At 70.9% G+C, this 25572-nt stretch carries 23 protein-coding genes; 11 read left to right on the top strand and 12 right to left on the bottom strand.

Annotated features, from left to right (window positions below):
* The first annotated feature begins 124 nt into the window (after nucleotides 1-124).
* Entirely contained in the window at nucleotides 125-1234 is a 1110-nt protein-coding gene (locus ACFQVC_RS22185) for a DUF5925 domain-containing protein (RefSeq protein ID WP_381832894.1), read from the top strand.
* A gap of 79 nt (nucleotides 1235-1313) precedes the next feature.
* Here ACFQVC_RS22185 and ACFQVC_RS22190 read toward each other — a convergent pair whose 3' ends face one another.
* A complete protein-coding gene (locus ACFQVC_RS22190; RefSeq protein ID WP_381832897.1) occupies nucleotides 1314-1688 on the bottom strand; it encodes a GntR family transcriptional regulator in 375 nt (124 codons plus the stop codon).
* A 72-nt stretch (nucleotides 1689-1760) separates the two neighbouring features.
* Between ACFQVC_RS22190 and ACFQVC_RS22195 the strand changes: the two genes are divergently transcribed.
* Nucleotides 1761-2687, top strand: coding sequence for a GNAT family N-acetyltransferase (locus ACFQVC_RS22195; RefSeq protein ID WP_381832900.1), 927 nt, complete (start codon nucleotides 1761-1763; stop codon nucleotides 2685-2687).
* Nucleotides 2662-3180, top strand: a complete 519-nt coding sequence (locus ACFQVC_RS22200) for a ribonuclease FAU-1 family protein (RefSeq protein ID WP_381832903.1) — start codon at nucleotides 2662-2664, stop codon at nucleotides 3178-3180. The genes ACFQVC_RS22195 and ACFQVC_RS22200 overlap by 26 nt, the downstream gene beginning before the upstream one ends.
* A gap of 9 nt (nucleotides 3181-3189) precedes the next feature.
* On the opposite strand, the gene ACFQVC_RS22205 is transcribed toward ACFQVC_RS22200, so the two are convergent.
* Entirely contained in the window at nucleotides 3190-4677 is a 1488-nt protein-coding gene (locus ACFQVC_RS22205; protein WP_381832906.1) for a trifunctional class I SAM-dependent methyltransferase/NUDIX hydrolase/VOC family protein, read from the bottom strand.
* 118 nt (nucleotides 4678-4795) lie between these two features.
* Here ACFQVC_RS22205 and ACFQVC_RS22210 point away from each other — a divergent pair, with 118 nt between their 5' ends.
* The 3 genes from ACFQVC_RS22210 to ACFQVC_RS22220 all read left to right on the top strand — a co-directional run bounded on the left by ACFQVC_RS22210 (nucleotide 4796) and on the right by ACFQVC_RS22220 (nucleotide 6167).
* On the top strand, nucleotides 4796-5479 hold the full coding sequence (locus ACFQVC_RS22210) for a pyridoxamine 5'-phosphate oxidase family protein (protein ID WP_381832909.1): 684 nt from the start codon (nucleotides 4796-4798) through the stop codon (nucleotides 5477-5479).
* 77 nt (nucleotides 5480-5556) lie between these two features.
* Entirely contained in the window at nucleotides 5557-5904 is a 348-nt protein-coding gene (locus ACFQVC_RS22215) for a winged helix-turn-helix transcriptional regulator (RefSeq protein WP_381832912.1), read from the top strand.
* 128 nt (nucleotides 5905-6032) lie between these two features.
* Nucleotides 6033-6167, top strand: a complete 135-nt coding sequence (locus ACFQVC_RS22220; RefSeq protein WP_381832915.1) for a hypothetical protein — start codon at nucleotides 6033-6035, stop codon at nucleotides 6165-6167.
* Nucleotides 6168-6169: 2 nt separating this feature from the next.
* Here the strand turns inward: ACFQVC_RS22220 and ACFQVC_RS22225 are convergent, their stop codons facing one another.
* The 4 genes from ACFQVC_RS22225 to ACFQVC_RS22240 are packed head-to-tail and all read right to left on the bottom strand — an operon-like array spanning nucleotide 6170 to nucleotide 9663.
* On the bottom strand, nucleotides 6170-6637 hold the full coding sequence (locus ACFQVC_RS22225; RefSeq protein ID WP_381832918.1) for a GNAT family N-acetyltransferase: 468 nt from the start codon (nucleotides 6635-6637) through the stop codon (nucleotides 6170-6172).
* Nucleotides 6634-8139 carry a tripartite tricarboxylate transporter permease gene (locus ACFQVC_RS22230; protein WP_381832921.1) on the bottom strand — a complete coding sequence of 502 codons (1506 nt, stop codon included), beginning with the start codon at nucleotides 8137-8139 and terminating at the stop codon, nucleotides 6634-6636. Before ACFQVC_RS22230 ends, ACFQVC_RS22225 begins: the two co-directional genes overlap by 4 nt.
* Before the next feature lies 1 nt (nucleotide 8140).
* A complete protein-coding gene (locus tag ACFQVC_RS22235) occupies nucleotides 8141-8683 on the bottom strand; it encodes a tripartite tricarboxylate transporter TctB family protein (RefSeq protein ID WP_381832924.1) in 543 nt (180 codons plus the stop codon).
* Nucleotides 8680-9663, bottom strand: coding sequence for a Bug family tripartite tricarboxylate transporter substrate binding protein (locus ACFQVC_RS22240; protein ID WP_381833170.1), 984 nt, complete (start codon nucleotides 9661-9663; stop codon nucleotides 8680-8682). The genes ACFQVC_RS22235 and ACFQVC_RS22240 overlap by 4 nt, the downstream gene beginning before the upstream one ends.
* A 150-nt stretch (nucleotides 9664-9813) precedes the next feature.
* Between ACFQVC_RS22240 and ACFQVC_RS22245 the strand changes: the two genes are divergently transcribed.
* The 3 genes from ACFQVC_RS22245 (at nucleotide 9814) to ACFQVC_RS22255 (ending at nucleotide 12411) form a co-directional block, all read left to right on the top strand.
* Complete coding sequence (locus ACFQVC_RS22245) at nucleotides 9814-10500, top strand: response regulator (RefSeq protein ID WP_381832927.1); 687 nt, start codon at nucleotides 9814-9816, stop codon at nucleotides 10498-10500.
* A 272-nt stretch (nucleotides 10501-10772) separates the two neighbouring features.
* Complete coding sequence (locus tag ACFQVC_RS22250; RefSeq protein ID WP_381832930.1) at nucleotides 10773-11786, top strand: lytic polysaccharide monooxygenase auxiliary activity family 9 protein; 1014 nt, start codon at nucleotides 10773-10775, stop codon at nucleotides 11784-11786.
* A gap of 175 nt (nucleotides 11787-11961) precedes the next feature.
* Nucleotides 11962-12411, top strand: a complete 450-nt coding sequence (locus ACFQVC_RS22255; RefSeq protein ID WP_381832933.1) for an SRPBCC family protein — start codon at nucleotides 11962-11964, stop codon at nucleotides 12409-12411.
* A gap of 60 nt (nucleotides 12412-12471) precedes the next feature.
* Here the strand turns inward: ACFQVC_RS22255 and ACFQVC_RS22260 are convergent, their stop codons facing one another.
* Both ACFQVC_RS22260 and ACFQVC_RS22265 read right to left on the bottom strand, forming a co-directional pair.
* Nucleotides 12472-13443, bottom strand: a complete 972-nt coding sequence (locus ACFQVC_RS22260) for a DNA polymerase Y family protein (protein WP_381832936.1) — start codon at nucleotides 13441-13443, stop codon at nucleotides 12472-12474.
* Nucleotides 13440-16934: a DNA polymerase III subunit alpha gene (locus ACFQVC_RS22265; RefSeq protein WP_381832939.1), complete on the bottom strand. Its 3495-nt coding sequence runs from the start codon at nucleotides 16932-16934 to the stop codon at nucleotides 13440-13442. Before ACFQVC_RS22265 ends, ACFQVC_RS22260 begins: the two co-directional genes overlap by 4 nt.
* Before the next feature lie 176 nt (nucleotides 16935-17110).
* On the opposite strand from ACFQVC_RS22265, the gene ACFQVC_RS22270 reads away from it, so the two are divergent.
* The gene (locus ACFQVC_RS22270) at nucleotides 17111-18211 is read left to right on the top strand and encodes a DUF3533 domain-containing protein (protein WP_381832942.1); all 1101 of its coding nucleotides are present in this window, start codon (nucleotides 17111-17113) and stop codon (nucleotides 18209-18211) included.
* Nucleotides 18208-18870, top strand: coding sequence for an acetate uptake transporter (locus ACFQVC_RS22275; RefSeq protein WP_381832945.1), 663 nt, complete (start codon nucleotides 18208-18210; stop codon nucleotides 18868-18870). Before ACFQVC_RS22270 ends, ACFQVC_RS22275 begins: the two co-directional genes overlap by 4 nt.
* Before the next feature lie 60 nt (nucleotides 18871-18930).
* On the opposite strand, the gene adhE is transcribed toward ACFQVC_RS22275, so the two are convergent.
* The 4 genes from adhE to ACFQVC_RS22295 form a co-directional block, all read right to left on the bottom strand.
* A complete protein-coding gene (gene adhE / locus ACFQVC_RS22280) occupies nucleotides 18931-21552 on the bottom strand; it encodes a bifunctional acetaldehyde-CoA/alcohol dehydrogenase (RefSeq protein ID WP_381832949.1) in 2622 nt (873 codons plus the stop codon).
* Between the two features lie 268 nt (nucleotides 21553-21820).
* Nucleotides 21821-22903 carry a S1 family peptidase gene (locus ACFQVC_RS22285; RefSeq protein WP_381832952.1) on the bottom strand — a complete coding sequence of 361 codons (1083 nt, stop codon included), beginning with the start codon at nucleotides 22901-22903 and terminating at the stop codon, nucleotides 21821-21823.
* A 286-nt stretch (nucleotides 22904-23189) separates the two neighbouring features.
* Nucleotides 23190-24182: a slipin family protein gene (locus ACFQVC_RS22290; protein WP_381833173.1), complete on the bottom strand. Its 993-nt coding sequence runs from the start codon at nucleotides 24180-24182 to the stop codon at nucleotides 23190-23192.
* A 174-nt stretch (nucleotides 24183-24356) separates the two neighbouring features.
* Nucleotides 24357-25259 (bottom strand): S1 family peptidase, encoded by a 903-nt coding sequence (locus ACFQVC_RS22295; protein WP_381832955.1) that lies wholly within the window; start codon nucleotides 25257-25259, stop codon nucleotides 24357-24359.
* Nucleotides 25260-25572 lie beyond the last annotated feature (313 nt).

Genomic DNA, 25572 nt, shown 5'->3' on the forward strand with positions numbered 1-25572 from the left:
CCCGACGACGCCCCTGACATCGGGCTGCCGCCGGACTGCCGCCGGGGCCCGCGGACGGCGCGGACCTGGCCCGTACCACGGAAATGCGGTGCACGACGGGCGTTCGTGCCGGATCATGGACGCCATGCCAGCTGACCCTCACGGCACCCTGCCGATCCGGCTCAATGTCGATGACAGCGACTCACCGTCCGACGTCGTCGACGCGCTGTTCCTCGGCCGCTTCGCCACCGGCGAGCAGCCGTTCGCGCACAGTTCGTCGCTCGACCGCGTCAAGTCCGGTTTCACTCTGCTGCCGCCGGGCGCCACCGTGCTGCGCGTGGCCCGCGACGACGACCGCAGCGCGACCCTCGCCGAGGGCGACGGCTGGACCCTGCTGATCTCCCGCTGGAACCGGGGTGCGGATGTGACGGTCACCGCGGTGACCGCGGAGCTCGCCGAGGACATCGTGAAGCTGTCCACGGACGGCGCGGCCGACGAGCCCGAGCCGCAGCCGGAGAACGTGACGATGGGCTTCTGGTACGTGTCGCCGCGCCGCGGCCCGCACCGCACCACCCGGCAGATCTCCGCGGGCACTTGGGACGAGGTGCGCGGCAACTACACGGCGCCGGTCGCCGACGCGATGGACAGCCTGATGAAGACCACCCCCGAGGACATCGCGGGCCGGCTGCTCCTGCTGCACGGTCCGCCCGGCACCGGCAAGACCTCGGCCCTGCGCACCCTCGCCCGGTCCTGGCGCGACTGGTGCCAGGTGGACTGCGTGCTCGACCCGGAGCGGCTGTTCACCGACGTCGGCTATCTGATGGACATCGCGATCGGCGAGGACGACGGCTCGGCCAAGGGCCGCTGGCGGCTGCTGCTCCTCGAGGACTGTGACGAACTGATCCGCGGCGAGGCCAAGCACACGGCGGGCCAGGCCCTGTCCCGGCTGCTCAACCTCACCGACGGCCTGCTCGGCCAGGGGCGGAACGTTCTTGTGGGGGTCACCACCAACGAGGACCTGGAGCGGCTGCACCCCGCCGTGGTCCGCCCCGGCCGCTGTCTGGCCCGGATCGAGGTCGGGAGTCTGACCCGCACGGAGTCCATCAACTGGCTGGGCCCCGACTTCCCCGCGCACGAGGAGGCCGTGGGCCGCGACGGCGCGACGCTCGCCGAGCTGTTCGCCCTGCGCCGCGGCACGAGCCCGACGTCGGTGCCCGATCAGCGGGCCGGGGCGGATGAGGGGCTGTATCTGTAGCCGAGCCGGGCCGGGAACCGTGACGGTCTCCGGACCGACGCGGGCCCCGCAGCAAGAGAGGGGCCCGTCCGCACATCCCTCAGCTGTACGCCGCCCGCAACGCGTCCTGGACCGCGGCGAGGGCCGCGGCCCGGTCGAGGCCGAGGCGTTTGGCCTGGGTCGCGTACTCCGCCGCCGCGTCCGCCGCACGGCGGGCGGCCGCGTCACCGGCGGCGGCCACGAACGTGCCGTTGCGGCCCCGGGTCTCGATCACCCCGTCGGCCTCCAGGGCCCGGTACGCCTTGGCCACGGTGTTCGCCGCGAGGCCGAGGGACTCCGCGAGCCCCCGCACCGTCGGCAGCTTGTAGCCGACGGGCAGCGCGCCCGACCTGGCCTGCTCGGAGATCTGGGCGCGCACCTGCTCGTACGGCGCGCCGGAATCGCTGTCCTGCTCCACGTGAATCTTCAGGGTCACGGCGCCGATTCTTCCGTACGGCCACAAAATTCGAAGGCGCGGGCACACCCCGCGCACGTACGGTCCGACACCATGACTGTGCTCGTAAGAGAATTCCGCCCCGAGGACGCCGAGTCGACCGCGGAGGTACTGCGTGCGGCCATCCCCTTTCTGGTGACGACGCCGGAGGAGATCGCCTGGTCGACGGCGCACGCCAACCCGGCCGCCCGGTACCGGCTCCTGGTCGCCGAGGCGGACGGCCGGATCGTCGCCCGCGGCCAGGTCGGCCTCGCGCACGAGAGCACCACCCCCGGCCAGGCGTACGCGAACGTGTACGTCCATCCGGACCACCGCGGGCGCGGCGCGGGCTCCCTGGTGCTGCGCACCGCCGAGGAGCATCTGGCCGTCGCGGGCGCGCGGACGGTCTACTCGTGGGTGCTCGACGAGCCCGCGAACCGTGCCTTCGCCGAGCGCCGCGGCTACCGCCCGAGCCGCTCCGCGCACTTTCTGCGCCTCGACCTGGCGCACGGCACGCTGCCCGAGCCGCCCGAGCCGCCCGCCGGTGTCGAACTGCGCACGGCGGCCGATTTCGCGGCCGACCCGCGGCCGCTGTTCGAGCTCGACGCGGAGGTCACGGCGGACGAGCCGAGCGATGTGGGCGCCGAACTCGACGACTACGAGGACTGGCTGACCTCGACGTGGGGCCATCCGGGCCAGAACCGTGAACTCACCGTGGTCGCCGTGGTGGACGGGGTCCCGGCGGCGTTCACCGCGGTCCGCACGGACGGGCGCGGCCGTTACACCTCGGGCATGACCGGGGTGCGCCGCGCGTACCGGGGCCGCGGTCTGGCGAAGCTCGTCAAGGCGCACTCGCTGCACCGGGCGCGCGCCGCGGGCTGCACGGAGGCCTTCACGGGCAACGACGCCGGCAACGAGCCGATGCTGGCGGTCAACAAGTGGTTCGGCTACGACATCTGCGCGACGGAGGTACGGCATGTCCGCGAACTGGCCCTCGGCTGAGGCCGCCGGGCCCACGGTCGACGTGGTGCTGCGCAAGGCGGGCCGTACGAAGATCCGCTACCCCGCCTCGCTGCTGCACGACGACGGCACCCACATCGTGGTGCGCGCCCCCTGGGCGGGCGACGGAGTACGGGACTTCGGCTTCGTACGCTTCGAGCCGGGCGATGTGTTCACCGAGCACTACTGGCGGGACCGCTGGTACTCGGTGAAGGAAGTCCGCACGGGCGAGGGCGCCTTGAAGGGCTGGTACTGCGACATGGCCCGCCCGGCCTCCCGCACCGGCGCCGGTGCCGAGCTGGTCTCGGAGGATCTGGACCTGGACCTCTGGGTCTCGGCCGACGGCGCGTCCGTCCTGCGCCTGGACGAGGACGAGTTCGCCGAGAGCGGTCTCGCCGACCGTGACCCCGAGGCCGCCTCCGCCGCCTCGCGGGCCCTTGACGACCTCGAACTCCTCGCCAGGACCGAGGGGTTGGCCCCCTTGCTTGCGGACTGACCGGCCGCCTCAGTCCGCCACCAGCTCCACCTCGAACCCGGAAGCGTCCTCCAGGTAGGCGGCGTAGTGCCCCGCGCCGCCCGCGTACGGATGGCGCTCCGGGAAGAGGAGCCGCCAGCCGTGCTCGGGCGCCCGCCGCACCAGGGTGTCGAGCGCGGCCCGGTCCCGCAGCTGGAAGGCGATGTGGTTGAGCCCCGGCCGGGTGCGGTCGTGGCGGTCCCCTGTCAGGTCCGCGGACTGCTCGAGCACCACATAGGTGTCGCCCCGGCGCCAGCTCCTGCCCCGCTCCCAGCGCTGGTACGGGGTGTGGCCGAGCTCGCCGAGCAGCCAGCCCCAGGAGGCCTCGCCCGATTCCAGGTCGGCCGTCCACAGTTCGATGTGGTGCACCCCGCCGTGCCCGGAGCCGTGGCCGCCGCTCACGGGCAGCGGCACGCCCCGCGGTGTGCCGTCATACGCGACGGAGTCCCCGTCCTCATGCCAGTGGATGAGAAAGCGCTCCCCCGCGCGGTAGGCGTCGAGACCCGCTCTGCAGTACGCGACCATGTCGTCCGGCAGGGCGGACAGGGGGTACCAGCCGATGCCGGAGCACTTGTCGGGCTCGCGGTTGACCGGCTCGCCGCCCGCGCCGTCCGGCACCTCGAAGAACCAGCCGATACGGGGCGCGCCGCCAGGCCCGCGGTGCTGCATGACCAGGGCGACGCGCAGCTGGTCCGGGGTGAGGACGAGACCCACCTCTTCGTACGCCTCGCGGATCATCGCCGCGCGGACGTCCTCGCCGTCCTCGGTGTGGCCGGACGGCGCGTGCAGCAGCCCGTCCGCGTACCCGGTGCCGGCCCGCCGGGCGAGCAGCACGTCGGCTCCGCGCCGCACGATCAGATGGACGTCGACGACCTCCGTGTGGCGCGGCCGCCCGGCGACGACGGCCACCACCGCATAGCGCTCGTCGGCGACTTCACGTCCCCACAGGCGCGCGTCGGACGACAGCCGCTCCACGTGCACCCGCGCGGCCGTCGGCGCGAGAGCCGTGGTGAGGCGCTCCGCCGGGATGCCGGCCGGGCTCTGCTCGCCCCACACGCCCTCGACCAGGACGAGCCGCCCGCCGGGGCGCAGCAGCGAGGACCAGCGCCGCAGCACCGCCTCCGGGTCGGGCAGCGCCCACAGCACGTGGCGGGCGAGGACGACATCGAACTTCCGCTCCCCGACCGGAGGTTGAACGGCGTCCCCCGCCAGAACCCGCGCCCCGGTCCCGGTGAGCTTCTCCCGCGCGAGCTGCACCATGCGCGGCGAACGGTCGACGCCGGTGACCCGGTGGCCCTGCCCGGCGGCGAGCAGGGCCAGGCTGCCGGTGCCGCAGCCGAGGTCGAGGACATCGGCGGGCGCCGCGGGCAGCCAGCCCCGCAGACGCTCCGCCCAGGCCGCGCGCACCGCCGGGTCGCGCAGCCCGTGGTCGGGCTCGTCGTCGAAGCTGTCGGCTGCGTCGTCCCAGTCGATCATCATGAGCCCGATGGTCCCAGCCACCTCTGACAACAACGGATTTCGTCGCACAGGAAGCGTGCAGTGACGAATACGAAAGGTTATCTGGTTCTCGACAGTCGACATCAGTAGAGTCCCCGCCATGAATGCGCACCCCCGGCTCCCCGCGACCCGCCCCCGGCTCCCCGTGACCGACCGCACCCGCCACCGCCGTCTGCGCGAGCAGGGCAGCCTCGACCGGGCGGACCTCGACGCCGTTCTCGCCGCCGGGTTCCTCTGCCACCTCGGGGTCACGGTGGACGGCACGGTGATGGTCGTGCCCACGGTGTACGGCTGCGACGGCGACACCCTCTATTTGCACGGGTCCGTGGCGAGCCGCAGCCTGGCGGCGGATCCGGACGCCACGGTGTGCGTGACCGTCACCCATGTCGACGGCCTGGTCCTGGCGCGCTCGGTCTTCGAGCACGGCGTCAACTACCGCAGCGCGATGGTCTACGGCGTGCCCCGCGCGGTGACGGACTCCGAGGAGAAGCTCGCCGGCCTGCGCTGTCTGACCGAGCAGTGCACACCGGGCCAGTGGGACTACGCCCGCCGCCCGAGCCGCAAGGAACTGGCCGCCACAAGGCTGCTCGCCCTCTCCCTCGACGAGGCCTCGGTCAAGCTGCGCTCGGGCCCGCCGGAGGACGGCGAGGGCCCGGACGCCGAGCTCGGCCTGTGGGCGGGAGTCCTTCCGCTGCACAGCAGTTGGGGCACGCCGGAGCCGGACCCCGCCCTTACCGAGGACATCGCCGTACCTCCGCACATCGCGCGGTACGCCGCGCGCTAACGTTTCTGATTCCGAAGCGCGTTTCCGATTCCGAAGCGCCGGAGCACGGGCGCAGAACACGGAACAGGCTGGAGAACATGCCGACTCCCCGCCCCGGCGGGCCCGTACGCGGCTCCGCCACCGGACGCCCTCTGATGGCCGCGCTCGATCTGTTCGGCCGCCGGTGGAATCTGCGCATCCTCTGGGAGCTGCACCTGGACGGCCCGCTGGGCTTCCGCCCTCTGCGGCAGGCGTGCGACGGCATGTCGTCGAGCGTCCTGCACCAGCGTCTCGCCGAGCTCCAGGAAAGCCTTCTCGTCGAGCGCGGCCCCGGCACCGACTACCGCCTCACCCCTCTCGGCAGGGAAGCCTGCGCGGCGCTCTCCGGCCTTACGCACTGGTCGGAGCGGTGGGCGGCGGAACTCAAGCCTCGAACCAGGCCGTGATGAGAGTCACAACAGAGCGTGACGGGTACCACTGACAGAGCGGCGCCGATGAGTCAGGCTCCTTGTCCGGGTCTAGCTCTACGGATACGTGGAACACAGACCGGACCGCTTCGCCCTAGGAGGCCGCCATGCGCCGCCAGACCCTGCAGAAGCCGCTCGCCAAGCCCGTGCGCCGCCGTGAGCGGGAGCGGCGCGAAGAAGTCGCGCAGCCCCGCCCCGAGATCCGCAAGGACATCCACAGGACCTGGTGGCCCGACGGCTGAGCTCAGCTCTCCGCGGGTTCCGTCAGCGGCTTCCGGTAGTGGATGCGGTCGTACGCACCCTCCTTGCGCCGCTCCACGACCTCGTAGCCGTAGTGCGCGTAGATCTTCTGGTTCTCCCACATCAGCGCATTGGTGAGGAGCCGCACTTCGGGCAGGCCGAGTTCATGGGCCCGTCGTTCCACGAAGTGGAGCAGGACGCGGCCCACCCCGCGCCCGTGGGCGTCGGGGTGGACCGCGATGGATTCGAGGTAGAGATGGTCCTCGTGCGGGACCAGGACCACCAGACCGGTGACCGGGTCACCGGTGACGAACACCCGCCCCGCCGCCACGTCTTCGGCGTGGTCCCGGTCCATGGGCGCAGGACGCAGTCCGATGCGCTCGATGTAGCGGTGGTACGCCGCGTCGGTCACCGCGCGCACGGCGGGCACGTCGTCGGTGGTGGCGGGCCGGATGCCGTCGGCTGTCGTCATGCGTCCACGGTACGGTCCGAACGTCCGCGCCTGATCAGCTTCTTGAGGAGCGGCCAGGCGAGCAGCAGCACGACCACGGCGTACACCGTCACCGAGAAGGGCGTGTCGACCAGGCCGGTGACGCTGCCGTCGCTGATCTGCAGGGCACGGCGCAGCTGCTGTTCGGCGGCCGGGCCGAGGATGACGCCGATGACGGCGGGCAGCACCGGCAGGCCGTAGCGCCGCATTCCGAAGCCGATCAGGCCGATGACGAGCAGGATCACCAGGTCGAGGGCCTCACCGCCGACCGCGTACGCGCCGACCGCCGCGAAGAACAGGATGCCCGCGTAGAGATAGGGCCGCGGGATCCTGAGCAGCTTCGCCCACAGCGGGGCGAGCGGCAGGTTCAGGGCGAGCAGCAGCACCATGCCGACGAACAGCGAGGCGATCAGGCCCCACACCAGCTCGGGTTCCCGCTCGAAGAGCAGCGGTCCCGGCTGGATGCCGTACTGCTGGAAGGCGGCGAGCATCACGGCCGCGACGGCCGTGGTGGGCAGGCCGAGGGTGAGCATGGAGACCAGGGTTCCGGCGGCCGACGCGGAGGCCGCGGACTCCGGTCCCGCGACGCCCTCGATGGCGCCCTTGCCGAACTCGTCCTTGTGCTTGGAAAGGCGCTTCTCAGTGACGTACGAGAGGAAGGTGGGGATCTCCGCGCCGCCGGCCGGGATCGCGCCGAACGGGAAGCCGATCACGGGCCCGCGCAGCCAGGACTTCCAGGAGCGCCTGACGTCCCCGCGGCCGAGCCAGGGGCGGCCGACCGGGATGGCCTCGCCGCTGGAGCGGCGCAGATGGGCGGCGACCCACAGGGCCTCGCCGATCGCGAAGAGACCCACGGCGACGATCACGACATCCACTCCGTCGGCGAGCTGGAGCGTGCCGAAGGTGAGGCGCTGCTGGCCGGTCATCTGGTCCAGGCCGATCAGGCCGATGGTGAGACCGATGAGCAGCGACGCGAGACCGCGGATACGGGACGAGCCGAGCACCGAGGTGACCGCGATGAAGGCAAGCACCATGATCGCGAAGTAGTCGGGTGCACCGATGTCGACGGCGAGTTCGGCGATCTTCGGGGCGAGCGCGACCAGCAGGATCGTGCCGACCATGCCGCCCGCGAAGTGGCCGATGGCGGCGGCCGCGAGCGCCTGTGCGCCGCGCCCCGCCTTGGCCATCGGGTTGCCTTCCATGGCGGCCACCACGGCGGCGCTCTCGCCGGGGGTGTTGAGCAGGATCGAGGTGGTCGAGCCGCCGAACATCGCGCCGTAGTAGATCCCGGCGAACATGATGAACGCGCCGGTCGGATCGAGTCCGTAGGTCACCGGGAGCAGCAGCGCCACGGCCATCGCGGGCCCGATGCCGGGCAGCACGCCGATCGCGGTGCCGAGCAGGACGCCGACGGCGGCCCAGAGCAGGTTGAGCGGAGTGAGGGCCGTACCGAAGCCGTCCATCAGGGAGTTGAGGGCATCCATGTCACAGCACTCCCATCAGCGGGCCACCGGGCAGCGGCACCCCGAGCAGGTTGTTGAAGAGGACGTACGTGAGCAGCGAGAGCACCGCGGCGATCAGTGGATCGCGGTCGAGGCGGCGGCTGCCGAGCGCGAAGGCGGCGCCCCAGAAGAGCAGCGCCCCGGCGACCGGGAAGCCGAGCGGGTCGATCAGGACGGCGGTGGCGAGGAAGACCCCGGCGAGCAGCAGGACGGTGCGCCAGTCGGCGGGTTCGGACAGATCGATGTCCTCGCCGGCCTCGGCCTCGCCGCGGCCGCCGCGCAGGACGTCGACGGCGAGCAGTACGGCGATGACGAGCAGGCCGATACCGACCACGACCGGCACGGTCTTGGGGCCGATGGGCCCGCGCTGGGCGATGTCGACGTCCATGGTGAGGGCGTCGGTGAGGACGAGCGTCCCGAGCGCCAACAGCAGGACGCAGACGCCGAGTTCGGAGTGCTCCTTCAGCCAGGACCTGCGCGGCGCGGGCTCCGGCTGCGCCTCGGGGGTTTTGGTCGCGGTCGTCACAGCCCCAGCTCCTTCAGTACGGACACCACGCGCTTGTCCTGTGCGGCGAGGAAGTCACCGAACTCGGCACCGGTGGTGAAGGCGTCCTCCCAGCCGTTCTTCTTCAGCGACTTCTGCCACTCGTCGGAGGCGTGCAGCTTCTCCACCAGGCCGGTGAGCTTGTCGCGTTCGGCCTCGGAGAGTCCGGGCGGGGCGACGATGCCGCGCCAGTTGGTGAAGTTCACGTCGTAGCCGGACTCCTTGAGGGTCGGCCCGTCCAGGCCCTTGACCCGCTTCGGCCCGGTCACGGCGAGCAGCCGCAGCTCGCCCGACTTGATCTGGTCGAGGTATTCGCCGACGCCCGAGACGCCGAAGGCGACCTTGTTGCCGAGGATCGAGGCGAGCAGTTCGCCGCCGCCGTCGAACGGCACGTAGTTGACCTTCTTCGGTTCGATCCCGGCCGCCCGCGCCATCAGCATCGGCGCGATGTGGTCGGGTCCGCCGGGCGAGGAGCCGCCGCCGACGGGCATCTTGCCCGGGTTCTTCTTCCAGGCGTCGACCAGGTCCCCGATGGTCTGGTACGGCGAGTCCTTGGCGACCACCACGACGTCCTGCTCCTCGGTGAGGCGGGCGATCGGGGTGGTGTCGGCGAGGGTCTTCGGGGAGTGGTTGGAGCGGGCGGCTCCGACGACGCCGAGGCCCATGGACATGGCGAGCTTGCCGTTGCCGTGCTCGCCGACGAGCCGGGTCAGACCCACGGTGCCGCCCGCGCCCGGCAGGTTGAACACCTCGATGTTGTGGGTGAGTCCGGCGTCCTCGGCGTCCTTGGCGGCCGTACGTGCCGTGATGTCGTAGCCGCCGCCGGGGGTGTTGGGAACCATGAAGCGCAGGCCCGGGATCTGTGTGCCGGTGTCGGCGCCGCTGCCCGAGGTGAGCAGCGGCGGCCCGGCGAGCACGAGCAGCGCGGCCCCGAGCAGGGCGAGGGGTGTGCGCAGACGCACGGGTGCCACCACCTGTCGGTACGTGAATGGGTAAGGGTGCCGTTAAGGCTTGTGAAGTGGCCCACATGTTGCCCGCGCGTTAACAAGCTGTCTCCCTTCCGCAAGCAACGGACGTTGTGGTCGTTGTGTTCGCGCACTTAGCCTGCGGCGATGACGAAGGTGCTGGTCGTGGACGACGACTTCATGGTGGCGAAGCTGCACGGCCGCTATGTGTCCGCGATGGACGGATTCACGGTGGTCGGGGTCGCGTACAGCGGAGCCGAGGCCCTGCGCGCGGCGGAGCAACTGCGCCCGGACCTCGTCCTCCTTGATGTGTATTTGCCCGACATGGACGGCATCAGCGTGCTGCGTGAGCTGCGGGCGGCGGAGGAGCGCGATCCGCGGCGGCCGCCCGTGGACGCCCTGTTCATCACCGCCGCCAGGGACGCGGACGTCATCCGCTCGGCGCTCCGCGCGGGCGCCCTGCACTACTTGATCAAGCCCTTCAACCAGGCCGCGCTGCAGGAGCAGTTGACGCATGTGGCCGCCCTGCGCGCCCGCCTCGACGATCTGGACGAGGCCCGGCAGGAGGACGTCGACCAGATCTTCGGCACCCGCCCGCCGGGCTCGCGCGAGCTGCCGAAGGGACTCGCGACCCACACCGCGGACCTGGTGGAGCGCGTCCTTCGCGAGCACCGCGACGGGCTCTCCGCCACGGAGTGCGCCCGCGCGGGCTCCCTGTCCCGGGTCAGCGCCCGCCGCTATCTGGAGTTCTTCGCGGATACGGGACGGGTCGAGGTGACGCTCAAGTACGGCGGTACGGGACGGCCGGAGCGGCGCTACCGCTGGCTGGGGTGAGCGTGCGGACGCGGCGGTGAGCGTGCGGACGCGACGCGGAACCGGACTTTCCGGACCTGCTCTTAATCGCCTCTGAGCGCTTCCTTAAACGAGGCATAAGGATCTCCATAACCCGGTCCCAGCAGGCGATTTCACGGATTTCAGGGGCTAGCTTTCTGATCGCCGGGGCGGATTCGGACCTACGGCGCCGCGCTTTCGGGGGGCGGCACCGCCGGTCCGTATCCGCCTCGTATCCCCCAAGCTGTGACCCGTTTTCGAGGAGATCGATCCCCATGACTGCTCGCCGCAAGGCCGCGTCCATCGCCGCCATCGGTATCGCCCCGCTCGCGCTGACCGCCCTGGCCGCCTCCCCGGCCGCCGCGCACGGCTCCATGACGGACCCGGTGAGCCGTGTCTCGGCCTGCTTCCAGGAGGGCCCCGAGTCCCCGAAGTCGGCGGCGTGCAAGGCGGCCGTCCAGGCCAGCGGCGCGCAGGCCTTCTACGACTGGAACGGCGTGAACATCGCCAACGCCGCGGGCAAGCACAAGGAGATCATCCCCGACGGCAAGCTCTGCAGCGCCGGCAACGACAAGTACAAGGGCCTCGACCTGCCGCGCGCCGACTGGCCGTCCACCAAGCTCTCCGCGGGCAACCACACCTTCCGCTACGCCGGTACCGCCCCGCACAAGGGATCCTTCCAGCTGTACATCACCAAGGAGGGCTACGACCCGTCGAAGCCGCTGAAGTGGTCGGACCTGGAGGAGAAGCCCTTCGTGGACGTCAAGGACCCGAAGATGGAGGGCGGCGACTATGTCTTCGAGGGCAAGATCCCCGCTCGTGAGGGCCGGCACCTGATCTACTCGACCTGGCAGCGCTCGGACTCCCCCGAGGCCTTCTACACCTGCTCCGACGTGGTGTTCGGCAAGGACAACGCCGGTTCGTCCGACGCCGCCGCGCCGGCCCCCGAGGCCTCCGCCCCGTCCCAGGAGCAGATCGACTCGGGCGCCGACAAGTCCACGCTCGAGCACCACGGCCACGGCGACCAGGACGCCAAGACCGGCGCCGAGTCCGCCGCCCCCGCCGGTGAGCACGGCGACCACACCGGGACCGACGCCAACGCCCCCGAGGTCAACGGCGGTGCCGAGAAGCCCGCGGCGGCGGCCGGTGAGAACCTCGCCGAGACCGGCGGCGACTCCACCACCCCGTACATCGCGATCGGTGGCGCCGCCGCCCTGGCCATCGGTGCCGCGGCCCTCTTCGGCTCGGTCCGCCGCCGCGCCGTCACGGGTGGCCGCCACGGCCGCTGAGCCCGTCGGGCTCCGGCACCCAGACTCCGGCACCCAGACTCCGGGGCTCCAGGGACATGAGCCCCGGATGCCGGTCCGGCCGCGCCGCCGCTCCCCCTTCCTTCACCTCAGGGGGGGACGGCGGCGCCGCCGTGTCCGGGCAGGACGGCCGGCGCCACGGCCCTACGCTGACCGGGTGCCCGAGTTCCGTATCGACCGCCGCTGCCCGCTCACCCCGCAGCAGGCCTGGCGGCGCGTCACCGACTGGCCGCGCCACGCCGCCCAGGTCCCGCTGACCGGAACGACGGTCCTCACCCCGCCGCCCACCCGCACCGGCACCCGCTTCGTGGCCCGCACCGGCATCGGCCGCCTCGCCTTCGACGACCCGATGGAAGTCACCGAGTGGCGGCCCCCGACGGCCGAGGATCCGCACGGCCGCTGCCACCTGCTGAAAACCGGCACGTTCCTCACCGGCTGGGCCGAGATCGAGGTCCGCCCGCACGGAAGCGGCACGCACGTGGTGTGGCGCGAGGACCTGCGAGTAACCCGGCTCCCCCGACTCTTCGACCCGTTGACGGCACGGGCGGGACGGGCGGTCTTCGGCTTGGCGCTACGAAGGCTCTTGAGCAGCCCGTCCGGCGTTTGAGGACGAGCCCGCAGGGCGATGCGGCGCCACTGAACGGCGGTGCCGATAGCCGCGTAAGAGCTACGCGGCCAGCGCACCCCGTCCCACAGCCTTCGTCCCGAACCGTGCCCGAGCCCGGTCCGCCGCCTCCTCCAGGCGCCGGGCCTTCTCGTCCGCGGGGTCGAACATCAGCTGACGGGAGGCAAGTTCAGCGGGGCCGAGACCTTCCGCGCGCAGCGCGAGAGCACGGACACGGGCGCGCTGCAGCCCGAGCGCCTCGTACATGCGGTAAGCGGCCGCGGTGAGGGAAGCCGAGTGCGCGGTGGGCTCGCCCAGGCTGCGGGAGCGCACGGTCGTGGAACGGTCGGCGTAGCGCACCGTCAGCGTCAGGGACCGGCACACCTGGCTCTCGCCGCGCATCCTGGCCCCCAGTTCCTCGGTGAGCGACAGCAGCGCACGCCGGTGCCGGGACGGGTCCAACTCGTCGCGGGGGAAGGTCCGTTCGGCGGCAAGGGAGCGGGCGGCCGCATTGCGTACGACGGGCGTACGGTCGATACCGAGGGCCTTCTCGCGCACCTCGCGCCCCGCCTTCGCCCCGAGAATCCGCTGCAGCGTGCCGAGCGGCGCGGCGGCGGTCCTGCCGATGGTGTCGAGGCCGTAGGCGCACAGGGTGCGGGCCGTGGCGCGGCCGACACCTTCGAGGGCGACGACCGGCTTGCGGTCGAGGAACTCCCGTACGCCGTCGGCCGACCGGGGCACCACCCGGGTCGCCCCCGGCCCCGCCTCCTGGGCCGCCATCCGGGCCAGCATCGGGTTCGGGCCCGCCCCGATCACACAGTCCACGCCGTGGAAGGCGAGCGCACGCACCCGTACGAGCGCGGCGAGCTCACCGGCGTCCCGGCCGAAGTACCGCAGGGCGCCGCGCACATCGGCGAGCACCGCGTCGGGCGGCGCGGCCTCGACGACCGGGGTCAACTCCCCTACCAGCGAGACGAGTTCGGGCAGCAGCGCATCACCGTCGGCCACCTCACGGAAACGTACACAGAGAATCATCCCGCGCTCCCCGGACTCCGGTGCCACAACTTCCTTCCGCCCGCGGGCCCTTCGCCGGGTGGCTTGAGGTCGGCCCACGGGTGCATCTCGTAGCCGGTGGGCATCCGGATCCGGCGCCCGCCGTCCGGGCCCGCCTCATCCGCGGCCACCCCACCCGGACCCGCCTCATCCGGGCCTGCCTCACCCGGGCCCGCTTCCCGCGCGGCCACAGGCGGCTGCGCGAGCCGCTCCCCCACAGCCTCGAGCCCGCCCTCGCCGCGCAGCTCCACCAGTTCCTGCAGATTCCACGCCGCCGCGCCCACCACGGACAGGCTCCGCGGCCCGCGCCGCTGCACCACGCCGCGGACGAGCAGCAGCCAGGAGTGGAAGACGGTGTGCGCGCACCGCTCGTGGCTGTCGTCGAAGAAGGCCAGGTCGACCAGGCCCGTGCCGTCGTCGAGCGTGGTGAAGATGACCCGGCGCCCGGAGCGGATGGGCGGGGTCTGGGTGGCCGCCTTGGCGCCCGCGACCAGGACGGTCTGGCCGTGCTCGGCCATCCGCAGCCGCTTGGCGGAGGTCACGCCGAGTTCGCGCAGGAACTCATGGTGGTCGCCCATGAGATGGCGGGACGCGTCCATGCCGAGGACACCGAGTTCGGCACTGAGCCGCTCGGTCTCGCCCAGGTCGGGCAGGCCGACCGGGGCGGTTCTGCGCCCGCCGGCGAGCGGAAGCTGGTCGCCGTAGGAGCCGCGCGCGCCACGGTGCAGTTCGGCGAGATGCAGCAGCAGATCGCGCCGGTTGCCGCCGAACGCGTCCAACGCCCCTACCTGGGCGAGCCGTTCGGCCACCGGCTTGCCCGGCCTCGCCCGCTCCCAGAAGTCGAGCAGCGAGGAGTACGGCCGGCCGTCCTGGATCCGCGTGGCCTCGGCCTCACTGATCCCGTGCACGTCCGACAGGGCGAGCCGCAGCCCCCACGTACCGGAACCGCCTTCCGAACCGGACACCAGTTCGATCCGATGAGCGACCGCGGACCGGTTCACATCGAGCGGAAGCACCGGCACCCCGCGCCGTCTGGCGTCCGCGAGCAGCAGCCGCTTCGGGTACATCCCGGGGTCGTGGGTGAGCAGACCGGCGTAGAAGGCGGCCGGGTGGTGCGCCTTGAGCCACGCGGACTGATAGGTCGGCACGGCGAAGGCCACGGCGTGCGCCTTGCAGAAGCCGTACGAGCCGAAGGCCTCGATGATCTCCCAAGTGCGCTGGATCGTCTCGGCGTTGTACCCCTTGGCCGCCGCGTGCTGCGCGAACCACACCCGGATCCGGCCCTGCGACTCCGGGTCGGACAGACCGCGCCGCGCCCGGTCGGCCTCGCCCCGGCCGCAGCCGGTCATGATGTCGATCATCTCGATGATCTGCTCGTGGAAGACGACCACGCCGTAGGTCTCGCGCAGCGGCCCCTCCAGGTCCGGGTGCGGATAGGTGACCGGCTTGCGGCCGTGTCTGGCCTCGATGAACGGCCGCACCATGTCGGCCGCGACCGGCCCGGGACGGAACAGCGAGATATCCACCACGAGGTCGTGGAAGGTCGCGGGCTGAAGCCGTCCGACCAGGTCGCGCTGGCCCGGCGACTCGATCTGGAAGCACCCCAGCGTCTCGGCGGTACGGATGAGCCGGTACGTCGCCGCGTCACCCGGCGGCACGGCGTCGAGGTCGACCCGCTCCCCCGTGGCCCGCTCGATCTCGCCCACGGCGTGCGCCATCGCGGACTGCATCCGCACCCCGAGCACATCGAGCTTGAGAAGGCCGAGCTCCTCCACGTCCTCCTTGTCGAACTGGGACATGGGAAAGCCCTCGCCGCTGGTCGGCATCACGGGCGTACGGGCGAGCAGCGAGGCGTCCGAGAGCAGCACCCCGCACGGGTGCATGGCGACTCCGCGCGGCAGTGCGTCGAGCCCTTCGACCAGCTCCCAGAGCCGTCCGTACTTCTCCTTCTCCCGTGCCACGTCGCGCAGTTCGGGCAGTTCCTCCATGGCCGCGCGCGCGTCCCTGGCCCGGATGTGCGGGAAGGCCTTGGCCAGCCGGTCGATCTCGGCGGGGTCCATGGACAGGGCCGCGCCCACATCCCGGATGGCGTGCCGCACGCGGTAGGTCTCGGGCATGGCGACGGTGGCGACGCGCTCGGTACCGAACCGGCCGATGATCGCGCGGTACACCTCGAGGCGGCGGGCCGACTCCACGTCGATGTCGATATCCGGCAGGACGGAGCGCCGCTTGGACAGAAAGCGCTCCATCAGCAGGTTGTGCTCGACCGGGTCGGCGTGTGCGATACCGAGCAGATGGTTGACCAGGGACCCGGCCCCCGAGCCACGGGCGGCCACACGGATACCCATCTCCCTTACGTCGTCCACGACTTGAGTGACCGTCAGGAAGTAGGAGGCGAACCCGTGGTGGGCGATGACATCCAGCTCGTGGTGCATCCGCTCCCAGTAGTGGCGCCGGCCGCCGTAGCCGAGGCGGAGCATCCCGGCGGTGGCGCGCGAGGCGAGGGCACGCTGCGCGGTGCGCCGCCCGGCGCCGACGAGGTGCGCCTCGGGAAAGTGCACGGAGCCGATACCGAGGTCGTCCTCGGGGTCGACGAGGCAGGCGGCGGCGGTCTCCTGGGTGGTTTCGAGCAGCCGGTACGCGGTATCGCGCCGGTAGCCCGCGGCCGCCACGATCCGCTCCGCCTCGCGCAGCATGCCGTCGGCGCCCTTGAGCCAGCGCTCCCCGCTGTCGAGCCCCTTGGCCGGGTCGATCGGCACCAGGCGCCGGGCCGCGTCCAGGACGTCGGCGACGGGCCCCTGCCCCGGGTCGGCATAGCGGACGGCGTTGCTGAGCACGGGCTTGATCCCCTGCTCGGCGGCGAAGCCCACGGTGCGTGCGGCGAGCCGCAGCGAGCCGGGCCCGGTGCCCTTGAGGCCGTGGTGGACCGCTTCGAGCCGCAGCGCGTCGCCGTAGATCTCCCGCCAGGGGCCGAGCAGTTTCGCGGCCCGGTCGGGACGCCCCGCGGCGAGCGCGCGGCCCACGTCGGACGCGGGCCCGAGCAGCACGGTGAGTCCGTCGCCGTGGTTGTCCGGCCAGTCGAGCAGCGGCCCGTCGGGCGCCGTGTGCGCGGCGGTGACGAGGCGGCAGAGATCGGCCCAGCCCGCGGCGCCGTCCCGGGCGAGGAAGGTGACGCGCGGCGCGGACTCGTCGACGAAGGCACCGCCGCGCACCGGAGCGCGCCGCTTCTCGTGCCCCGATCCGCTCTCCCGCACCTCGGGGGCCACCGCGAGGCCGGCCCCGAACAGCGGCCGCACCCCGGCCTTCTCGCAGGCCTTGGCGAAGCGCACCGCTCCGGCCACGGTGTCCCGGTCGGTGAGCGCGAGGGCGTCCATGCCCCGCTCGGCGGCGCGCTCGGCGAGCCGCTCCGGGTGCGAGGCGCCGTAGCGCAGGGAGAACCCGGAGACGGTGTGCAGATGCGTGAACCCCGGCACACGCACCTCCTGAAAACCGTCGCTCTCGCATCCCCTTCTCCACCATAGACGGTTTCGAACGTGCGTACGACTCCAGGAGCGACAGTAACCTCGCCCCTCCTCCCGAAGCCTGGAGTCCCTCACCCGTTCGGGCCCGCCCTGCTGCGGTGCACCGCAGGGCCACCGAGCGTGGGGGCATGACGAGGACCACACGCGGCGGCGGCCTTGACGGCGATCCGAGTACGGGCTTTCTCAGCGAGGTCAAGGATGCGGTGAGTACCCGCACCGCCCTCCTGGTCATCGGAGTGCTCGCGGTTCAGCTCGCCTTCATCGCGTCGTACATCGGCGCCTTCCACAAACCCAAGCCGCACGAGATCCCGATCGCGGTGACGGCCCCGGCGGCCCAGATCACCGACCAGGCCGTGGAGCAGCTGCGCGCCCTGCCGGGCAAACCGCTCAAGCCACGTGCGGTCAAGGACGAGGCGGAGGCGCTCTCCCAGATCAAGAACCGGGACGTCGACGGCGCCCTGATCGTCGACCCGCGGGCCCCCGGCGACCGGCTCCTGGTCGCCAGCGGCGCGGGCGCCAGCCTCTCCCAGGCCCTGGAGGAGATCCTCGGCGCCACCGAGAAGGCGCAGAAGCGGACTCTGACCGTCACCGACGTGGTCCCCGACGACCCCGGCGACGCCCGTGGTCTGTCCTCGTTCTATCTGGTCGTCGGCTGGTGCGTGGGCGGCTATCTGTGCGCCTCGGCCCTGGCGATCAGCGCGGGCGCCAAACCCGCGAACCCGGCCCGCGCCCTGATCCGGCTGTGCGTGATGCTGCTCTACGCGATCGTGGCGGGCCTGCTCGGGGCGGTGATCGCAGGCCCGGTGCTCGGCGCGCTGCCCGGCAGCGTCATGGCGCTGTGGGGCCTCGGCTCCCTGCTTGTCTTCGCGGTCGGCGCGATCACCCTCGCGTTCCAGGGCATCGCGGGTGTGGTCGGTATCGGCCTGGCGATCCTCCTGGTCGTGGTCCTCGGCAACCCGAGCGCGGGCGGCGCCTATCCGTATCCGCTGCTGCCGGGCTTCTGGCGCGGGATCGGGCCGGTACTGCCGCCGGGCGCGGGCACGTTCGCGGCCCGCTCCATCGCCTACTTCAAGGGCAACGGCGCCGGCGGCCCGTTCCTGATCCTGGCGGCCTGGGCGGTGGGCGCGGCGGCGGTCACGCTCGTCCTGTCCTTTCTGCGCCAGGACAAAAAGGCCCTGGACGACCGGCTCACCGAGGCGGCGACGGCTCCGAGGAGGGACCCCTCATGAACCTCCTCAACCGCTCGGGTCCCATCGCCCAGGCGCTCTCCGTCAAACGGATGGAGCCCTCGGCCCAGGCCCAGCTCGGACCGCTCGGCCTCACCGGCTTCATCGTGGTCACGATGATCGCCACGGGCATCGACGCCGGCGTCTTCCCGGAAAAGCTGCTGCACTCCGTGCTGCCCATGGTCGGCTTCTTCATCGGCGGCCTGGCCCAGCTTCTCGCCGGTCTCTTCCAGGCACAGCGCGGTGACACCTGGCACGCCACGGTCTTCGGCGGCTTCGGTCTGTTCTGGATGGCGAAGGCACTGATGCTCCAGTGGGTGCTCCCCGGCCTCGACCCGTCCCTGCGCGGCGACACGATGGGCCTGTTCACCCTCCCCTGGGTCTTCGTGGTCTTCGTCCTGTGGCTGGCCACCTTCCGTATCCATGTGGCCCTGCTCTTCACCTTCACCTGCGTACTGATCGTCTTCATCGCGATGACCTGCAACGGCTTCACGGGCAGCGTCGGCTGGAACCGCGTCGCGGGCTGGGCGGGCCTGTGTGCGGCAGCCGGCGCGCTGTATCTCCTGGCAGGCCAGGTCCTCGCCTCCACCTGGGGCCGCAACGTCCTCCCCATGGGCCGCTTCATCGCCCCGGCCCTGCACGAGGAGCACCCGGAGCCGTAATAAGAAGGGCCCGCCCGGCGCGGACGAATCCGCACCGGACGGGCCCCAGCCCTCAAAGAGCTACGCGGCCTCGGCGGGCGCCCCCTCCACGTTCCCGTAGTACGCCTGCCGCATCAGCTGCTGCATGTCGTCGATCATCGGCATCCGCGGGTTCGCGGGCGCACACTGATCGGCGTAGGCGTTCATCGCCTGCTGCGGCAGAGCCGCGATGAAGGCCGCCTCGTCGACACCCTCCTCGGCGAAGGACGAAGGAATCCCGCACCGCGACCGCAGCTCCTCGACGGCCCTGGCGTACGACTCGACTCCCTCTTCCGGCGTGCCCGCCTTCAGGCCCAGCATCTTCGCGATCTCCTGGAACCGCTCAGGCGCCCGGTACACCTCGGCCTTCGGCCACGGCGTGGCCTTGTGCGAGACGGTGCCGTTGTGCCGGATGACATGCGGCAGGAGCAGCGCGTTGGTGCGGCCGTGGGCGACATGGAAGGTGTTGCCCAGGGTGTGCGCCATGGCGTGCACCAGCCCGAGGAAGGCATTGGCGAAGGCCATACCCGCCACCGTCGAGGCGTTGTGCATCTTCTCGCGCGCCTCGGGGTCGTTCGCCCCGTCGACGACGCACCGCTCCAGGTTCTCGAAGATCAGCTTGATGGCCTGCAGGCAGAGGCCGTCGGTGTAGTCGTTGGAGTACGCGGAGACATACGCCTCGGTGGCGTGCGTCAGGGCGTCGAAGCCGGAGTCCGCGGTCACCTTCGCCGGGAGCCCCATCGGAAGGACCGGGTCGACGATCGCGACGTTCGGGGTGAGCGCGTAGTCGGCGAGCGGGTACTTCTGCGCGGCCTCCGGGTCGGAGATGACCGCGAAGGGGGTGACCTCCGAGCCCGTGCCCGAGGTGGTCGGGATGGCCACCATCTGCGCCTTCTTGCCGAGCGCCGGGAACTTGAAGGCGCGCTTGCGGACGTCGAAGAACTTCTCCTTCGTGTCCGCGAACTCGACCTCGGGGTGCTCGTACATCAGCCACATGATCTTCGCCGCGTCCATCGGCGAGCCACCGCCGAGGCCGATGATGGTGTCGGGCTGGAAGTCCCGCATCATCGCGGCGCCGGCCCGCACGGTGGCGAGTTCCGGGTTGGGCTCGACGTTGTCGATGATCTGCAGCACGACGCCCTGTTCGCGCGACTGCAGGATGTCGACGGCCTTCTGCACGAAGCCGAGGGTCGACATGGTCTTGTCGGTGACGATCGTGACCCGCTTGATGCCGTCCATCTCACCGAGGTAGCGGATGGAGTTGCGCTCGAAGTAGATCTTCGGCGGGACCTTGAACCACTGCATGTTGTTGTTGCGCCGTCCGATCCGCTTGACGTTGATCAGGTTGACCGCGGTGACGTTGTTCGACACCGAGTTGTGGCCGTAGGAGCCGCAGCCGAGAGTCAGCGAGGGCATGAAGGCGTTGTAGACATCGCCGATGCCGCCGAAGGTCGAGGGCGAGTTGGCGATGACGCGGATCGCCTTGACCCGCTTGCCGAACTCCTCGACGAGCTTCTCGTCCTCGGCGTGGATGGCGGCCGAGTGGCCGAGGCCGTGGAACTCGACCATCCGCGCGGCCAGTTCGATGCCGAGCTCGGTGGATCCCGCCTTCAGGGCGGCAAGCACCGGGGAGAGCTTCTCGCGGGTCAGCGGCTCGTTGTCGCCGACCTCGGCGCACTCGGCGAGCAGGATCGAGGTGTCCTCGGGCACGGAGAACCCGGCCTGCTCGGCGATCCACTGCGGGGACTTGCCCACGACGGCGGCGTTGAGCTTGGCGCCCGCACAGTTCTCGGCGTACGCGCTGGTGCCGAAGACGAAGTTCTCCAGCTGGGTCTTCTCGGCGCCCGAAACCACGTACGCGCCAAGGCGCTTGAACTCCTCGATGCCCTTCGCGTACACCTCCTCGTCGAGGATGACGGCCTGCTCGGAGGCGCAGATCATGCCGTTGTCGAAGGCCTTCGACAGCACGATGTCGTGGATGGCGCGCTGCAGCTTGGCGCTCTTGTGGACATACGCGGGCACGTTGCCCGCGCCGACGCCGAGGGCCGGCTTGCCGCACGAGTAGGCGGCCTTGACCATCGCGTTGCCGCCGGTGGCGAGGATGGTGGAGACGCCGGTGTGGTTCATCAGGAAGCCGGTGGCCTCCATCGACGGCTGTTCGATCCACTGCACGCAGTTCTCCGGGGCACCGGCCTCGATCGCGGCGTCGCGCACGATCCGGGCGGCCTCTGCGGAGCACTCCTGTGCGCTCGGGTGGAAGGCGAAGATGATCGGGTTACGGGTCTTCAGGGCGATGAGGGCCTTGAAGATCGTGGTCGAAGTCGGGTTGGTCACCGGGGTCATGGCGCAGACGACACCGACCGGCTCGGCGATCTCGGTGATGCCGTTGAGCTCGTCGCGGGCGATGACTCCGGCCGTCTTCAGGCCGCGCATCGAGTTGACGACATGCTCACAGGCGAACAGGTTCTTGACGGCCTTGTCCTCGAAGAGGCCGCGCCCGGTCTCCTCGACGGCGAGCTTCGCGAGCTCGCCGTGCCGGCTGAGAGCCGCGAGCGAGGCCTTCTTGACGATGTGATCGACCTGCTCCTGGTCATACGTCTCGAACAGATCGAGGGACTTCAGCGCCCCTTGGACGAGTCCGTCCACCATCTCCTGGGCCTGCATGGCAACGTCTCCTTCAGCGCGGTTGCGACCTTTTTCGCTCACGAATTAATTGCACACCCGGAGCGCGCCGAGAAGATGCCGATAAGGGCCCCATCCGCAGGGAAAGAAGTCCCTTCAAGATCCAGTAGCGGCTACAGAAAGCCGCTCTGACCTGCAGGAACATCGAGGGCCAGAAGTCCCTTGCGAGCTTGTGAAAACTTTCACAAGAAATTCGAAAAAGCTCGGCCCACCGAGGTGGGCCGAGCCTTCAAGCGGGAAAAAGAGTGCCTCAGCCGATCTCCGCCCCGAAGGCCTCGAGGGCCTCGGGCACCGGCTGGAAGAAGGTCTCGCCGCCCGAGGAGCAGTCACCGCTGCCGCCGGAGGTCAGACCGAGCGCGGTGTCGCCCGCGAAGAGCGCGCCGCCGCTGTCGCCGGGCTCGGCGCAGACATCGGTCTGGATGAGGCCGTTGACGACATCGCCGCCGCCGTAGTCGACCGTGGCGTCAAGGCCGGTGACCTTGCCGTCGTGCAGCTGCGTGGTGGAGCCGCTGCGCTGCACCTCCTGGCCGACCGTGGCGTCGCCCGCCTTGGCGATGGCCTGCGTCGAGCCGTTGTAGAGGTTGACCTCGCTGGGATGCGCGGTGTCGCCGGTGTACTTGACGATGCCGTAGTCGTTGTCCGGGAAGCTGGAGCCGGCGTTCTCGCCGATGACGGCGCCGCCCTGCTCCTCGGACCAGCTCTGGATGGACTCGGTGCAGTGGCCCGCGGTCAGGAAGTGCGGCTCACCGCCCACGGTGACGTTGAAGCCGAGCGAGCAGCGCCCGGTGCCGCCCCAGATGGCGTCGCCACCCGCGATGAACCGCTTGAACTCACCCTTGGAGCGCTTCAGTTCGACCTGGGAGCCGAGCGCGTCGGCGGCCTTGGTGAGCTTGCTGAGCGCGGCGCCCTTCACGGTGCGGTCGGCGGTGACGACGACCTTGTTGCTCGTGGGGTCGATGACCCAGGAGACGCCCTTGGTGCTGGCCTTCTCGATCAGGTCGCTGCGGGTGCTCTTCAGCTTCGCCATCGAGTGCTCGACGACCTTGGCCTTGGCGCCGGCCTGCTCGACGGCGTCGGCCGCCTTCTGGTCCAGGACGTTCACGACGAGCGCCTTGGACTTCGCGTCGTAGTAAGCACCAGCGGCGTCCGCACCGAGGTCCTTGCCGAGGGTGCCGCCGAGCTTTCCGGCCGCGGCCGCGGTGAGGCTCTTGAGTTCGGGGGTGGGAGCGTCGCTCGCGTTGGCGGTCTGGAAGGTGACACCCGCGGCGACGAGGGCGGCGATGCCCGCACCTGCTACGGCGACACGGCGCTTAGGTATGCGTCGGTGCTTCAACTTACGTCCTCCTGTGGGGGGTCGGACCCGGATCGGTGGGGTTCACCGGGCCCTGAAGGCGTATACGGGCACAGAAGCGGCGTAGCCGACGTAAAGCCACAAGTCGCGTCCATGCCAACGGGTGACAGCCACTATTCCCAGCTTCACAGGGGGCACACAAGGTCGACTTCAGGACGCGCACTCGACAACCACGTGGCGCCCCCGAGCCGTTCACGAACGCGCTCCCGCCAAGTCGGCTCCCCCGGTGAACACCCCGTGCGAACGAACGGTCGGCAGCGGGTGAGGACTAGTCCTGTCTTGAATTCGCCCCCGGGGTGCCGGATTCCGCCGTCCCCGCGCCGAATTCCGAAGGCGCCGCGCCGGATTCCGGCACGCCCGCGCCCCGCTGAAGCTGCTGCTGCACTTGCTGGAGCGCCGCCTGCAGCACCGCCTGTGTCTCCGGCACCCGCGGCGTCACCGGTGTCCGCTGCGCGCCTTGCTCCTGCTCCGCCTCCGGCGTATACGAGGTTTGCGAGGCATGCGGTGTCGCCCGCTCCAGGAACCGGAGCAGCTCCACCGGGAAGGGCAGCACCAGAGTCGAGTTCTTCTCCGCGGCCACCGCCACCACGGTCTGCAGCAGCCGCAGTTGCAGCGCCGCGGGCTCGTCCGCCATCTGGTGCGCGGCCTCGGCCAGCTTCTTCGAGGCCTGCAGCTCGGCGTCGGCGTTGATGATCCGGGCCCGGCGCTCCCGGTCGGCCTCCGCCTGCCGGGCCATCGACCGCTTCATCGTCTCGGGCAGCGACACATCCTTGATCTCCACCCGGTCGATCTGCACACCCCAGCCCACCGCCGGGCTGTCGATCATCAACTCGAGCCCCTGGTTGAGCTTTTCGCGGTTGGACAGCAGGTCGTCCAGATCGCTCTTGCCGATGATCGACCGCAGCGAGGTCTGCGCCATCTGGGAGACCGCGAACCGGTAGTCCTCCACGTTCACGACCGCCTTGTCCGCCTCGACCACCTTGAAGTACACGACGGCGTCGACCCGTACGGTCACGTTGTCCCGCGTGATGCCCTCCTGGGCGGGCACCGGCATCGTCACGATCTGCAGATTGACCTTACGGAGCCGGTCCACGCCGGGCACGATCATCGTGAACCCGGGCCCGCGCAGGCTCGACCGCAGCCGGCCGAGCCGGAACACCACACCCCGTTCGTACTGTTTGACGACCCTCGCCGCCGCCATCACATAGACCACGCCGGCGGCCGCCACCGACACTCCCGCCGTCACCAGCTCCTCGACCATCACGGCCCCCCAGGGTCCGAATTGGGCGTGTTATTCGACGGTAGCCCTGTTTGCCGGTCAAGGGGGAGCCCCCGCCCGGGAGTTCGGGCGGGGGCTCGAAGGTCCGGGACCATTGAGCGGCGCGACCGGCCACGACGCACCCGCGGATGATGCACCGGACTTCCCGCGGAGCGCTTAGTAGACGCTGACCCCGTACGCGCTCAGGGCCTCCCTGACGGGCTGGAAGAAGGTCGTGCCGCCGGAGGAGCAGTTGCCGCTGCCGCCGGAGGTCAGGCCGATGGCCCGGGTGCCGGAGTAGAGCGGACCGCCGGAGTCGCCGGGCTCGGCACAGACATTGGTCCTGATCATGCCGTAGACGACATCGCCGCCGCCGTAGTTGACCGTGGCGTTGAGGCCCGTGACCCGGCCGCTGTGGGTGCCGGTGGTGGAGCCGCGGCGGGTGACGGCCATATTGACCGTGGCGTCGGCCGCGCTGGTGATGTCCTGGCCGCCGACGGTGCCGGGCTTGCTGATCGAGGTGTTGGAGTAGCGGACCAGGCCGTAGTCGTTGCCCGGGAAGCTGGAGCCCGCGGTCGGGCCGAGGACGGTGGTGCGCCCGGAGTTGGCGTACCAGGTGCCGGCGCCGTCGGTGCAGTGACCGGCCGTCACGAAGTAGCTGGTGCCGCTGCTGTTGCGGACGTTGAAGCCGAGGGAACAGCGCCACTGGGACGCGTAGATGGCGTCGCCACCGGATATCAGCTTGCTGAACTTGCCGGGGGTGCGCTCGATCTTGAGGGCGCCGGCGTTGGCGCCCGCCGCGCGCTTGATCTCGTTGATCTCGGCCTGGGAGACGGTGCTGTCCGCCGTCACCAGGAGGCGGTTCGTCTTCGGGTCGATGTTCCAGGCGGTGCCGGCCACATCGGCCTTGAGCACGGCACCGCTCGCCTTGGTGAGCTGGGCGGTGCTGTAGGTCGTGACCTCGTCCGCAGCGGCAGTGGGGGCGGCGAGGGCGCCAGCGGCCACGAGACCACCGGCCGCCGCCATCAGCGAAGCCCGTCTCGCGAAACCACTGCGGGGGGTGATGCGCTTGTTCCTCACTTGGCGTTCCTCCGAGGGGAATCGGGGGCCCGCCTGGAGAAAGCGGGCCCGTGAGGCGCAGCCAGGGGGGAACGTCCGAATTCCGGATACGTTGTGCCCCTGACAAGCGCTGCTCGGAGTATTTGGGCCCCGCCGTGACGGCACAAGAGCGCCTTTCGGTCGTCTGCACGCGCACACGCGTCTACCCCGGCGGCTGGTGCGTCGCGGTGTTCCGCGGGTGCCGCCGGGGTTGATCGACACGGGTGTGACGTATGGGAGCGCCGTGGGGTTCCCGGCCCGACTGACGGCGCCCTGAGGGGAGTTCGCGGCCCGG

Source organism: Streptomyces monticola (genome assembly GCF_042665355.1).
Taxonomy (GTDB): domain Bacteria; phylum Actinomycetota; class Actinomycetes; order Streptomycetales; family Streptomycetaceae; genus Streptomyces; species Streptomyces monticola.